The organism is Providencia sp. 6390 (assembly GCF_058148425.1).
The window spans coordinates 13559-27608 of sequence record NZ_JBYVYL010000006.1; the positions used below are offsets into that span (position 1 = coordinate 13559).

The following is a 14050-nucleotide window of genomic DNA, read 5'->3' on the forward strand; positions in this document are numbered from 1 at the left end:
TTTTCACCCCTAGTCATAGCTTAATTGAAACTGTATTTGAGCATGATATTCACCAGGATTAACACCCGCTTTAGTACGAACTGGTGTAATATAATAGGTTAATTCATTTTGCCCTGGTGTTAACAATGTCAGAGGGCTAAACTCTCCTAATACAATTTTATGTTTGCTCGCATCACTCAACAATAAAGCAATACCTTCAGCACCGTTAACTTTAACCAAACTTAAATTATTATTATCAGCTGGTGCTAGAAAGCGAATTTTTAATGCTGGCATTTCAGGAGCCCATAATAAATTTCCAAGTTTGTTATAATTACGGCTCTCACCTACCAAACAATCTTCTAAGCGTAAATGAACAGCAATAGGCGTTCCTTGCTGTCCAACCTTCTGTACTCTTGCTGTTCCTAAATTACCAAGTTCTACAGTTTGCCATGCAGACGACATGGCTAATCGGCAGGCGCTTTCGGTTAAGGCACCATGAACATGCAAGACACCATGTTCACCATCAACATCCCAATTGTTAATCTTACTAAAATCAGTTGCGACAGAAAATGCAGAGACAAGGCACAGCCCGACGCCTAAAACGTATTGTTGGTAGTGATTGATTACTCTCATTATATTTCCTAAATGTTTAAGAAAATAAATAGCTGAACTATTTTTCTTTGACCACTTGGCAAGTATTATTCTGACATTCAAATGTCAGTGTTGGTCTACCACCATAATCATTGATATAGGTTAAAATAGGTCTATTACCTAACAGAGCAGCACTAAAATTTAATGTTTGGTGACTCTTTGGCGGGATCATTAAAGGTTCAAATCCTTTAACAGTTTGTGCATTTTTATTTTCCTGAGCATCGACAATCGTAATATAATAAGGTGTTGGATTTTTGATAATATATTTATCCCCTTGGCGATTAAGTGTTAATTCTTTTTGCCATGGATTTTCTAATTGCTCACGAGATGGAATAATCAATTTTGGTCTATAGAATAATTTAATTCGTGTTTGTAATGCCAATTGCAGTGAGTTTGGCTTATTACTTACCGGAGGTATCTCACGTAAATTAAAATAAAATACCGATTCTCTATCCTGTGGTAAACTCATGACATCAGGTAAAGATTGAATTTTTATTTGGCTTCTCTCATTAGGCTCAATACGCTGCACTGGAGGCAATACTGTAAATGGCTTAGTGATCTTTTCACCTTTTTCATTTTCAATCCACCCTTGAGCAAGATAAGGCAGCTGTTTATTTTCATTACTAATATTTAAACTAATTGATTTTTCATCTCCATTGATAATCGCACGAGTACGATCAAGTGCAATCGCAGCATTAGCTGAAGATATACTCAATAGTGTCATTAGCATTAAAATTGTAAACGATATTTTTCTGTGATTATTTTTAATCACATTGACAATTAAATCTAAATTCTTCATTAAAATCTACTCTATCTATTTTTTAAAATAACATACTCAAGTTAGCTTTAGTGAGTTGATGTACAAGGTAATAACCAATCAACAATTAATCCATTAGATTGTGATAACGTTTGTGGTAATACTATTTGACACTGCGTTTTACTATCCCAATGTACCTTCAACTTACCATTTGGAATTATCCCTGTTAGATATACACTACCATTATCACCAACAATACCCACTTGCTGGTTTTCTGCATTAAATACAGTCGCTCCAAAAGGTGGATGTGTATTATCCGACAAACGCAGAATAGCCATAGCACTTCGTCCTGCGATCACATTAAACTTCTCATAACCAATTGCACCTTCTGTTAAGGTCTCCTGTTTAACTGAATGAGTAATTTCAGCATTATCAGGTAACTCATTAACATCAATACTTAACCGATTACGATAATAACTATTAACATCAGTAACGACGGCTTGCCCAAAACGATTTGATGTCACCACCGCACCATAACCATGTAATGGAATATCAGGCACGCCATTTGTATCAATAAATATTCGTGTTCCACCTAATTGATTTGAGCGATGGAATGTTGCACCTTGTTGAGTGGCAGTAAAGCCACCTTGCATTGATAATCCCGCGGATCGATATCTATCTTGTTGGTAAGTCGCATTAGCATTAATCTGAGCTAATGTTCCTTGATAGGTATAAAATCCACCAACTACACCACCTGAACGTCCCCAACCTGTATTAAGTTGATAATTACTGCTCTCATCAATATTGTCGTAATAACTTGCCCTTTGTATGTTTTCGCCCTGATCCCAATTACTATCAAAGCTTAAAGTTCCGCTTTCTCCCCATGGAACAGAGATAGAAGCATATAAACCATTGTCATCTGTATTACGATAACGATTTTTATAGCCTGTTAAGCTAAAATTAATATTCCTAACCCGCCCCATATCGAAATATCGTGCGAACGAAATACTATAGCGGTCATTATTAGGCTGATCCCAATATGTCTGATGATCAAGATTAAAAAATAAGCTTATACCTAAATTAGGCAATTGCTGATTATAGGAGATCGTATATAGCTCTTTACTGCTATATTGATGCATACCTGAATCCTCTGCATCCATAAACTCAGACATACTCATAAAATGTTTATCTGAGAAACGATAACCCGCAAATGTCACTTGGCTATTTAAACTATCGAACTGCTTTGAGTAACTTAAACGATATGAATTACCACCATAAGATTTATCATCTTGATAAAATTGATGATGTAATTTAGCCTGCGAACGCGTAACATCGAAAGATAATGCACCTAGAGCCATTAGATCTCGTCCGATCCCCACCGCTGTCGCAATATAATTTTTTGAACCGACGGCCCCCCCATAAAGTGACCAACCGTTATTAACCCCCCAAGAAAATTCACCACTCGAGAATAATTGACCATTCACATGGTGGTGCCAATCAGAAGGTCGGCCCATTGCTAATTTATACCTTACTTGCCCTGGCCTTGTTAAATATGGAACTGTTGCAGTATTAACAGTAAAAGTTTGCACAGAGCCATTTTGCTCTTCAACTTTTACATCTAATTCACCAGCAATAGCGTCGTTCAAATCTTGGATCCTAAATGGACCTTCAGCAACTTGAGTTTGATAAATAATATGCCCTTTCTGACTAATAATTACCGTCGCGTTACTCTTTGCAACACCGGTTACTTCTGGGGCATAGCCACGCAAGTTAGGTGGTAACATATTGGTGTCCGTGATCAGGCTCATACCTGTAAAACGAAAACTATCAAAGATATCCGACGAAAAATATGTCTCTCCTAATGACAGCTTGGCATTTAACGTTCTAATTGCTCTATATGCATAATATCTAGCCCAGTCAAAGGTATGAGAAGAATTCCCACCTGAAGTCTTATTTAACTGTGTTTGCCAATCTGCCCGTAATCGCCAAGGCCCTAGATTAAATCCTGTGACTCCATTACCCGTTAATGCATAATTTGTATTGTGCTTGCTGCGTAATTGCTCACTAACTTGGCCGTTAAAGTTATAATCAAAAACAGCCCCAGATATACCATCCTCCCACCTTTCTGGTGGATCCCAGTTATCAGCGGTATATTCTAAATAAGCCTGTGGTAAGCTGATATAAAGTGACGACGTCGATAAATCATTTCTAATATTGGTACCCGGAATGCTCGACAGATCTAAACACTCCTGTTCATGCCACCATGTTAGTGATGATAATATCTTTTCTTTTAGTCCTAGTTTTTTCACTAATTCACGTGACAAACAAATATCTGTATTCTTGGGATCTGTGGGTGATTGATAATAATTAATCTTTTGTTCCGATAAACTTTGTTTGTTTACATAAACTGTAAAATCATATTCGCCCTCCATTAAATACCCAGGATGGGAGAATTGACTCAAATCAATATTATCTCTATCATTCACATCTAAAACATCAGTATTAAATTTAATATCATCAGCCTTAACATGCGAATTAAAACCTAAAACCAATGTAATAATTACTCCCAATAAATTAGAGCAAGATATTAAGTTGAACTTATTTTTAATATAACGTATGGCCATGAATGCGACCTTTTAAATTTACTCAAATTTTAAAATGGGGGAAATAAAATGACTTTCCTACAGATAGTTACCTTTATTCATAATCCAGTTTAAAGCGAATTAAACTATGATATAAACCTGACCGTAATGAATGATGATCAGCAACTAGCCTTAGTTGATAAATTAAATCGCGTGTTCCTTGCGTTAAATCCTGGGGGGACATCGCTTGCCCAGGAACCGCCATTTCACCATCTTGACGACGTATTTCTAGCCCAACACCTTTAGCTTCACCACTAATTGCAAACAGTTTATTTTCTCGTTCACCGTCGAATGTTACACGAAAATACTTCCAGTCTGGCTGGTTAGGATCCTCACGTTCAAAAGTACAATTCACCAATCTAATTGTAAAAGGACGAGCCGGTCCTTGGCCATCTCGTTTAATTTGGCTAATTGGAATACTTCCCATATCGATAGTTTGGTCTCGGCTTCCAACATCGATTGCACAAGCTGTTTCGATAATACTTCCATACATTTTTACCGTACCTTCTGCATATGCAGTACAAGTAAAAATAGCTCCGATAATACAGCTTAAATATTTCCTATAACCTGAAAGGCAAAACATACTCTCTCCGCAAGGATCCTTATTCATACTTATCAATAAGTATTTATAAATAATTACTGATAATTCAATGTAAAGTCTGCAACTGCACTAAAGTCACCTGAAGTAATCGTAGACACATCACCACCATTACCAATCAAATAAGCAGAAAATAATAATGTATCATCGCCATGTTGTATTTTTTGGAATGGTGTTGGTTGGCCTAGAGTTAATATATTGCCACCACCGTTAGTAATTTGAACGCCAGCACCAGCACCGGTACCAACGATACCCAGTGTCTTACCTGTTTTATCAAAACTAGCTGATGCACCTGTAAATGTTAGCTGTACACCTTGCTTGATATCTGCAACATTACAGTTTTCTAATTTCACATCAAAAGTTCGTGGTGTCGATTTCCCACCGTCAACTAAAGCCATATTAGACACTTCACCTAGTGGAACTGTTTGGTCTACAGAATCAGGAGAAATAGAGCAAGGCGCACTAATAATTGAGCCTTTAAATGTCACTTTACCATGACCCTGATCCTTAACTGCTTCCGCACTGACTGCACTTGCACTACCAAAAGCGAATAATAAAATAGATGCTAAAATAGTTTTGCTATTCATGATTTCTCGTTCCTCTTAAAAAATCCTTTAAACAGAAATTAATCAATGATTAATTCACTGTAATTGTAAAAGTGTTCATATAATATTTAATCAGTTAGTATTACCCAATAATACTAACCTATCTTTTCCCCACCTTTGGATTATTTGAATAGAAAGAAAAAAAATCATCTTTCGCATTCATATAAGCCGCTAGCATCGGATAGTTTTTTAGTGAGCCAAATAAGGAGATATACTTATAAAATATATCAGTATTTTTTTCTTTCAATCTTTCAAAAACTTTATAAAAAAACAAATCTATCGGAGCATTTAATTTATAAAGAATGATCAGTAATGTATCTATTGCTATATGAGATTGTCCCCTCTCATATCTAGACATTTGCTGCTGTGAAACATTGATCCCTTCAGCCACTTTTTTCGCAGTAAGTCCCTTTTTTTTTCTAAAAAACTTTAACTCCTCACCAATAGATACCGTAAAAGCATTTTTATCTTCTAGTGAAAGCTTTAAAAAAGGCACTAGTCCACCTCTCAATAATAATATTAAAGTAATGAAATAGGTTTTAAGTGATAATGAAAAAATCTCTCTTAAATACTTATTTAATTGGTTTTAAATACAATTGACTCCTGTTATCAGAGAATAATCACTGTACAAGTGAATACCTTTAATTACCAAAACAACAATTATATTAACGAACTATAATAGAAATCGTACATTAACAAATAGAATAAAGTCTGAATCAACCTTGATAACAAAACAGGTCAAACCAGTAAATACCATATAATAATGTACGCCTCATTCGATGCGAATAATAATAATCGAATAATAATAGTTACGTCAAATATGCTAATTAATATCACTACAATGTTTTTCTTTTGTTAACTCATTTTCACTTAAAAATAACTCATTTAATTTCAATCAATTACAAATCCACATGTTAATTTAATGTTATGCTTTTCAATTTAAAAAACAAAAAATGTTAAAAAAACAAAAGTTTAATTTTTTTTGATTTTTTGCATTTTTTTTGATTAATATACTTGTTAAATGTCGTTAACCACACATTAACGATAAGGGAATTTTTTTAATACAAGTTCATTATTAAGAGTATATTTAAATTAAAAACAGTTTAAATGAGTTTTTAATGGTAATATATATCATTAAGTTGTTACATAAATAACAATTCACCATTCGATATTTATAAAAATATATAGGGTAATTTCAATTGATAGTCATTATTGATTTATCTTTATAAGATACTATTTGAGCAAAGGCAATCATAAAATAACCGATACAAGACTATCCACATCAAAAAATGAATATCCTTTATTGGAAAAATAAACATTGAATTTCAGTACAATAGTGACAAATTTCAGAGGGCCTAATTGGATATCTCTTTTAGCTAGTAACATAAATCGGATTGCTTTTTCTAAATAACAATAGACTAGTTAAGATAACAATCTATGGTATATAGATGGATAAGTGTCAGGCAGCCACCTTATAGGAAGATCCATTAGTAAAACTTTTCTTTTTTAGGGGTAGCTCGAATGATTAATCACTAAATCTTGAATTTTTATTCTGACCGGAAGATGATCCCTTTCCTCAGCTCTATATGTTACTGATTGAAATTTTTTATTCACATTACTTGCTTAGCCATTACTCACATTAATTTTCAAGGCCGCTGCAATTGCAATAGGTGAAAATGTGACACTTGCTGCAAACAAAGCCGCTAATATTGCAAAATAACTATTTAAAGGCATGTTAAAACTATGCGCTTCCATTGTGCCCGTCGCATAAATCAAGATTGGAATATACAAAGGAAGCACTAATAAGCTAACAAGTACCCCACCTTTTTTTAATGAAACAGTTAACGCGGCGCCAATTGCCCCAATAAAACTGAGGATCGGGGTGCCTAGAAGCAATGTACCAACCAAGACAAATAAAGTGTTCGCATCAAATGAAAGCATCAACGCCGCTATTGGCGACAATAATATTAAAGGTACGCCGGTCACCAACCAATGAGAAATCACCTTGGCAAGAACAGTTAAAAAAAGCGGATAGGGAGCGAGTAGAAGTTGCTCTAGTGATCCATCTAAGTAATCGTCTTTAAATAAACGCTCTAGTGATAATAAAGACGAAAGAATAGCAGCAACCCAAAAAATGCCAACAGCAATACGCGCAAGTAATTGAGGTTCAGGGCCAATACTCAGAGGAAACAAAGTAATCACTATCAAAAAAAACCATAATGGGTTAATCAGTTCAGATAAGCTTCTAAAAGCAATTTTTAACTCTCTTTTGATCATTAATAAAAACATTATTCATACCCGCCCGTCAGCTTTAGAGTGCCAAAATGTCCAGACATTGCTTGGTGTGACGTAAACAAAATGATCCCGCCCCGATCTGCATGCTGATGAAAACGCTCAGTTAAGCGCTTAACACCAGTAACGTCAATTGCGGTGAAAGGCTCATCGAGTATCCATAATGATGCATCACTGAGCCAGAGTCTTGCTAAATTGACCCTACGTTGTTGCCCTGCTGATAATTGACCGACAGGGATATCTTCATAACCTATTAAAGAAACCTCTTCTAAAGCGGCCCACATTTGCTCTTCCGCAGTTTTTTTATGGTGCATTTGATAATAGAACTGTAGGTTTTCATAGGGAGTGAGTAAAGATTTAACCGCGGATTTATGCCCTAAATATAATAAGTGCCGCGTAAAGTCTTCTTTTAGGTAGTGGATAGATTGTTGTTGCCACAAAATATCCCCTTCATCTGGTTTTAAAAGCCCTGCCATCATCCGCAATAATGTTGTTTTACCAGCACCGTTAGGTCCTTCTACCTGTAAAATTTGCCCCGGTAGAACAGTAAAATCAAGTTGCTGGAAAAGCAGCCTATTTTGTCGCTGGCAACTGATTTGCTCGGCAGTTAGCATAGTGTTTTTTTCCTGTTAGTTACTTGATGCTATTAGCTTTTCGCTACTTTGTTTAACAGAATATCACTGATGCTATCATTCGATATTGTCTCACCGCAAAGCACCTTCATCAAAACTTCACCACCAAGTGAAGAAAGTGAAAACAACATATCGGGTTCTAGCAGACGAATTTTATCCATATTGCTTTCTTGATTAACTAAGACGATCGTTTTCACATCTTTATTTGCTAATTGCTTCACACCTAGCAGCACAAAAGTACTTAAAGCGTCACTATCAGTCATGATTAATACATACTGTGCCTGTTTAACATTCGCCTCTGCTAATAGCCCTGTGCTTGTAGGATCACCGATAACAATATTATCTTTTTCTGGATAATGTGCCCGATGACTTTCTTGGCAAATCACAGCAACGGGAAGCTCACGACTTTTTAACCCTTGATACACACTGACTGCCATTGGTGTACTACCAATAACAACATAATGATTCTTCATATAAGAAAACCTCTTACGAACAATTTCCTTTGTTCCCTTAGCTAGCAAGCCAACAACATAAACCACTGACGTTGTAAATATAGTGATACCAAGAATGATCACTGTAACTGTGAATATCCTAGCATCTGTTGAAACAGGAACGATATCACCGAATCCAACGGTCGTCATACAAACTAAAGCAAAATAGAATGCTGTTGTTCCATCTTTCACCACAGGAAAAAATTCATTACCAATATAAAGCGTGCCAAAAATAGAATAGAGCAACAAAGCAATAATGCAGGTCACTGCCACAAAGCCAGCACTGGTTAAGCTATGATGGTGATAACGCCGCCAAAACACACTTAACGCAACAAATAAGCCTAAAGAGAGATAGCCTTGATGTATATTTTCCGTTGCAATTTTCAAATCAACAAATGCAATGATTGCCAATAAAAACAGCGAAAATACCCAGGCGATACGCGCACCATTAAGCATAAATAACGATAAGAATATTAACGAAATACCGAGTAAAAAGCGTGGAATATCAAGCAACTTCATGAACCCGAGGGATTTTAGCCATTCACTAAAGCCATTTGCACGCCAGTCAATATAGTCAGTATAAGCCCCTAACACAGGGGTAATGATCATATAGCCATCAACAATGATAAGAATTGAAAGGACAAACCGAATAAATAAGGATGATTTCAGAAAAACAATAAAAGCGTTATCTGACATTTTGCCCTCACCCTTTGATTAGATAGGATTACATAGAACCCTCTATATATCATATGTTGCAGAATGATGTTAGCAACAATGCACGCTCGTCACCTTTTAATCGATTATTCCACCAACCATCCACACCGTCTGCATTAAAACAGCCACTAGAGCACTTAAAAAACGCATGATCCCTTGACAAAATTAGTCAAAAAACGACAAATCAATAACGTAAAATTAAACAAAATAGCAATAAAGTTTAAAATCAATAACAAGCTAATTATTTTATTGAACTAAACTATTGGGGCAAAATCTAAAAACTGATTTCCTGCATTTTTTCTTATTACCTAACTTAACTTAAGAATAAGAGTTCAATAAATTATGGTTAATTCCACACAAGCTAAAAGATTTAGCTGGTCCGCCTTACTTTGGCTTCTCCTCTACTTCTGGTACTTTTCCTCGTTACTACAAATCTATGTGGTCGTCACAGGACAAAGCAATACCATCGGGCTTAGAGACTCATTGCTGTACAGTACGCTTTGGCTAGTACCCGCGTTGTTTTTTCCGCAACGAATTAAATTGGTAGCCGGTATTATTGGTATTATTCTTTGGCTTTCGTCTGTCATCGCACTAGCTTATTTCGTAGTTTATGGACATCAAATTTCACAAAGCGTCATGTTTGTGATGTTTGAAACCAATACTAATGAAGCTGGCGAATTTTTAAGACAATACCTTAGCTTTAAGGTCATTGCAGTTATCCTTATTTATACCCTAGTTGCAGTTTTCCTATGGACACGCTTAAAACCCGTCACCATGCCTGTACCGGCTCGTATGGTAGTATCATTATTAGTTTTAGGGATATTATTTGGTGCGCCTTATTACAATAAAGGGATTAAACAAGACAGACCAATAGCCAATGTCATGTCTTACATTAATAGCAAGCTGGCTTATGCCGCACCTTGGCAGTTTGTGAGCGGATATTTTCTGTACAAAAACCAGCTCGCGAATATGGAAGAACTGATCCGTGATAACAGCAAAATTCCACCATTAGAGAGTTTTGTTGATGCTAATGGCAATACACCAAGAACGTTTGTGCTGGTAATTGGCGAATCGACTAGCCGAGATAGAATGAGTCTCTATGGCTATCAACGCCCAACAACGCCTGAGTTAGTTCAATTAAAACAGAACTATCCAGACAACTTAGCCGTATTCAATGATGTCGTGACATCGCGCCCTTATACCATCGAAGCATTGCAGCAAATTCTCACATTTGCTTCGCAAACAGAACCTGATTTATTTAATTCACGCCCTTCTATCATGAATATGATGAAACAGGCAGGATTCAAAACATTTTGGATCACCAATCAGCAAACTATGACTGAACGTAATACGTTATTAACCGCATTTTCACGTCAGACTGATAAGCAATATTATTTAAATAACGATATGGCACAGAGTTCGCGTATTTATGATGATGTGGTATTCGCGCCATTTAAAGAAGCACTGGCTGATCCTGCTGAGAAGAAATTTATTGTTGTTCATTTACTTGGCACCCATATGCGTTATGAGTTCCGTTACCCAGAAGACCAAGCTGTGTTTAAAAATAAAGATAGCTTAGTACCGAGTAACCTAAATGACGACCAAATCAAAGACTACAACGCTTATGATAATGCGCAGCATTATAACGACTACATAGTTTCAACTTTGATTAAAGACTTTGATTCATCGAAAGAGAATGGGTTCTTAGTTTTCTTCTCAGATCACGGTGAAGATGTCTTTGATACTCCACCGCATGAAACATTAGGCCGTACGGAAGGTAAGCCAACTAAAGTGATGTACAATGTCCCATTCCTTGTGTGGCAATCACCTGAATGGCTACAAACTCATCAATTCAATTTAAATGACAAAACCAGCCGGCCATACAGCACAATGGATTTCATTTATTCCTGGTCTGATCTCGCAGGGATCAACTACCAAGGCTATATCCCACAAAGAAGTCTGTTCAGTAGTGAATTTCAGCCACAGCCGCGTTACATCGGCGACCCTGAAAATAAATCATCACTTAAGCTGTATGATGATTTAAAAAAATAATTGTAGCGCCCAAAATGGGAAGCAATCTAGCTTCCCATTTTTATACAAATCATTTGACTACTGTATTTTCCCATCTCGCAAAATAAACTTAACTTCGCCTTGCCAAAACTCAGCGAGGAATATGGAATCAGGATCCTCAATCCCTTGCTCATGCATTTGCTGATTTAACCACGCCTCATCTTTCTCTACAGATCGTAATTCATATAACCTAGCAATCCCATCCTTCATTACAATCACTGAAGGCATATTGGTTGGGTCACAAATAACAGTGAGTTGCCCATCGGGCTCAATTTGTGCGTAATAAATTTCTTGGAATGAGTGAACACCTTGTGCATGTATTCGAGAAGAAATATTCAAAATATCAATTTTATTGCCCTTCTCTAATATATTTTCCATAATAAATTTCCCTTTATTAATAATAGGGATAGGATTACCAATAGTGACGTTCCGGATAAAGTTAAACTTTTTAGTTAAGTAGTTTAACCCAGAAATAAATGAAACACCGATCAGCAGGATAATAACATACTGATATAACGGTATAGTGTCGCTATAAATTACTCCACCAATTATCCCACCTAAAACAAAGTTGCCAATGAAATCAATCGGTGTCATTTGTGATAACTGGGTTTTCCCTGAAAAATTCATATGCGTAAGAACAATAGCAAAACCAATTACAAATTTAATGATAACAAGTAGATAATAATAACTCATATCTCATACCCTTTAGCATAATTATTGTTTTTTATACATTTTAACTGATACAGCGATAGCATACTCTCTACCAACTATTCTTACATCTTATTTTCAGAGACCACTTATTTTTCATTATTTTCAATATGCGTTATATTTATATCAATGCTATATGCATAACTTGTCCCACTCATAACATGCTAAAGGATATATTTATGAAACAGAAAATATTGGGTGCCCTTATTTTAGCTGGCATCATCACTATGGCTGCGGGTTGTGACGATTCTTCAAAAACTGATCAAACAATGAAGCAGGTTGAAGAAAAAGCTGAGCAATTGAAAGATTCAGGTGAGCAAAAAGCATCTGAACTCACTGATAGTGCTAAACAAAAAGCTAATGAACTTGAAAAACAAGCCTCAGACAAAGCATCAGAGCTTAAAGATTCAGCCGATAAAAAAGCGGATGAATTAACTGATGCAGCAAAAAGCAAGCTATCAGAAGCCGATAACAAAATCTCTGAAAAGAGCCAAGAAATTAAGACTGATGCCATTAATAAGGCCGATGAACTAGCAACTGATGCTAAAAATAAAACTGAAGAGCTAAAGTCAAAAAATCAATAGTTCTTTCAGTTAAACACTCATATTTAAAAACAGGTCAATTGGCCTGTTTTTTTATTGAACAATAATGCATGAAACAACAAGCGAGCAGAGTTCTATGAGAATAGAAAACGCGAAAGCTGACGGCAAGTGAACACAGTTACCACACCTCAACACAAATCGCTACAACTTGAAGTATGTCATATATAAATAGCACAAAAACCGTATTTGTTTATCTTCTGGTATCGCTATTATAATCTCAATAATTTTTCACTATATAGATACCAATATGCAGATAAAATACAGTCTAGGCCACTCTTCTCCTGAACTTGTCGATGATGCATTCGAGTTACGTCAACAAGTCTTTACCCATGAACAGGGTTTCCCTGCTGAAATTGACGTTGATGAATATGATAAACATGCATTACATGTTGTGCTATACCTAGAAGATAGCCCTGTCGCAGTATTACGCTGTATTTTACGCTCAGATGGCCTTGTAAAAGTAGGCCGTGTTGCTGTACTCAAACAGCACCGAGGTAAAGGGTTGGGTCGTAATTTGATGATATTTGTTGAGCAGTATGCAAGACAACATCAATTTAAAACAATTGGGCTGTCAGCGCAGCATACTGCGATTGTATTTTATGAAACGTTAGGTTACCAAACCGAAGGTGGGATGTACGATGAAGATGGAATGGATCATATATATATGGTGCTACCGTTAAAGTAAATTAAGTCACCCATTCAATATTTCTGTCCGATAATTGGAGGTCTTTATGGCTAACGGTTGGGCAAATGAAAATGCCGTACAAGAGCAAATAGATGCCACACTTGATGATGCTGTCGCCAAAGCGCGTAGCCAACTTCATTCAGGTGAGAGCGCTGAATTTTGTATTGAATGTGGTGAAGCCATCCCTATTGCACGCCGCCAAGCTCTTCCTGGCGTACAGCTTTGTATTGTTTGCCAAAGCGCGCTTGATGAAAAAAATGCAACTTTCAGTGGCTATAATCGTCGAGGGAGTAAAGATAGCCAATTAAGATAACATTTTTTATTTACACCATAAAAACCCAATATATTCAATTTACTAGAAATAGTCCTCATTTGCTAAAAATTAACATAACAGCATATTTTACTCATTTCATGTAGTTTTTTATTTAATCGTCAGTAATACAGTGATATCTATTATTAATAGCATGATTTATAAGGTTATATCGCTATTTCATTATAGGTAATCATCTCCATTTATTTGAATCTAAACTCTATATGTGGCAGTATATCTGCCTATTTTTCTATGTTAGGGGTAATAATAGGCAAAATAATGGGTAGTGATAGCTCTCTCGATCGGCTTTTCAG

At 36.0% G+C, this 14050-nt stretch carries 14 protein-coding genes; 4 read left to right on the plus strand and 10 right to left on the minus strand.

The genetic code is table 11. The features are described 5' to 3' along the window. Positions 1 to 9: 9 nt before the first annotated feature. The 9 genes from AC3Z9T_RS13500 to AC3Z9T_RS13540 form a co-directional block, all read right to left on the minus strand. A complete protein-coding gene (locus AC3Z9T_RS13500) occupies positions 10 to 612 on the minus strand; it encodes a fimbrial protein (RefSeq protein WP_490126634.1) in 603 nt (200 codons plus the stop codon). Positions 613 to 649: 37 nt separating this feature from the next. Next, a complete protein-coding gene (locus AC3Z9T_RS13505; protein ID WP_490126847.1) occupies positions 650 to 1399 on the minus strand; it encodes a fimbria/pilus periplasmic chaperone in 750 nt (249 codons plus the stop codon). Positions 1400 to 1476: 77 nt separating this feature from the next. Continuing rightward, on the minus strand, positions 1477 to 4011 hold the full coding sequence (locus AC3Z9T_RS13510) for an outer membrane usher protein (RefSeq protein WP_490126635.1): 2535 nt from the start codon (positions 4009 to 4011) through the stop codon (positions 1477 to 1479). A gap of 73 nt (positions 4012 to 4084) precedes the next feature. Further along, on the minus strand, positions 4085 to 4612 hold the full coding sequence (locus AC3Z9T_RS13515) for a fimbrial protein (RefSeq protein ID WP_490126636.1): 528 nt from the start codon (positions 4610 to 4612) through the stop codon (positions 4085 to 4087). A gap of 53 nt (positions 4613 to 4665) precedes the next feature. Continuing rightward, positions 4666 to 5214: a fimbrial protein gene (locus AC3Z9T_RS13520; RefSeq protein WP_490126637.1), complete on the minus strand. Its 549-nt coding sequence runs from the start codon at positions 5212 to 5214 to the stop codon at positions 4666 to 4668. A gap of 118 nt (positions 5215 to 5332) precedes the next feature. Continuing rightward, complete coding sequence (locus AC3Z9T_RS13525) at positions 5333 to 5728, minus strand: helix-turn-helix domain-containing protein (RefSeq protein ID WP_490126638.1); 396 nt, start codon at positions 5726 to 5728, stop codon at positions 5333 to 5335. Between the two features lie 1127 nt (positions 5729 to 6855). Beyond that, entirely contained in the window at positions 6856 to 7521 is a 666-nt protein-coding gene (gene ccmB, locus AC3Z9T_RS13530) for a heme exporter protein CcmB (protein ID WP_490126639.1), read from the minus strand. After that, positions 7521 to 8138, minus strand: coding sequence for a cytochrome c biogenesis heme-transporting ATPase CcmA (gene ccmA, locus AC3Z9T_RS13535; RefSeq protein WP_490126640.1), 618 nt, complete (start codon positions 8136 to 8138; stop codon positions 7521 to 7523). The genes ccmB and ccmA overlap by 1 nt, the downstream gene beginning before the upstream one ends. A 32-nt stretch (positions 8139 to 8170) precedes the next feature. Beyond that, on the minus strand, positions 8171 to 9343 hold the full coding sequence (locus AC3Z9T_RS13540) for an ion channel (protein ID WP_490126641.1): 1173 nt from the start codon (positions 9341 to 9343) through the stop codon (positions 8171 to 8173). Positions 9344 to 9703: 360 nt separating this feature from the next. Here AC3Z9T_RS13540 and cptA point away from each other — a divergent pair, with 360 nt between their 5' ends. Continuing rightward, positions 9704 to 11413 (plus strand): phosphoethanolamine transferase CptA, encoded by a 1710-nt coding sequence (gene cptA, locus AC3Z9T_RS13545; RefSeq protein ID WP_490126642.1) that lies wholly within the window; start codon positions 9704 to 9706, stop codon positions 11411 to 11413. A 57-nt stretch (positions 11414 to 11470) separates the two neighbouring features. Here cptA and AC3Z9T_RS13550 read toward each other — a convergent pair whose 3' ends face one another. Then, positions 11471 to 12124, minus strand: a complete 654-nt coding sequence (locus tag AC3Z9T_RS13550; protein ID WP_490126643.1) for a DUF421 domain-containing protein — start codon at positions 12122 to 12124, stop codon at positions 11471 to 11473. 194 nt (positions 12125 to 12318) lie between these two features. Here AC3Z9T_RS13550 and AC3Z9T_RS13555 point away from each other — a divergent pair, with 194 nt between their 5' ends. The 3 genes from AC3Z9T_RS13555 (at position 12319) to AC3Z9T_RS13565 (ending at position 13739) form a co-directional block, all read left to right on the plus strand. Next, positions 12319 to 12723 carry a hypothetical protein gene (locus AC3Z9T_RS13555; RefSeq protein WP_490126644.1) on the plus strand — a complete coding sequence of 135 codons (405 nt, stop codon included), beginning with the start codon at positions 12319 to 12321 and terminating at the stop codon, positions 12721 to 12723. A 265-nt stretch (positions 12724 to 12988) separates the two neighbouring features. Continuing rightward, a complete protein-coding gene (locus AC3Z9T_RS13560; RefSeq protein ID WP_490126645.1) occupies positions 12989 to 13426 on the plus strand; it encodes a GNAT family N-acetyltransferase in 438 nt (145 codons plus the stop codon). Between the two features lie 46 nt (positions 13427 to 13472). Next, on the plus strand, positions 13473 to 13739 hold the full coding sequence (locus AC3Z9T_RS13565) for a DksA/TraR family C4-type zinc finger protein (RefSeq protein ID WP_490126646.1): 267 nt from the start codon (positions 13473 to 13475) through the stop codon (positions 13737 to 13739). Positions 13740 to 14050 lie beyond the last annotated feature (311 nt).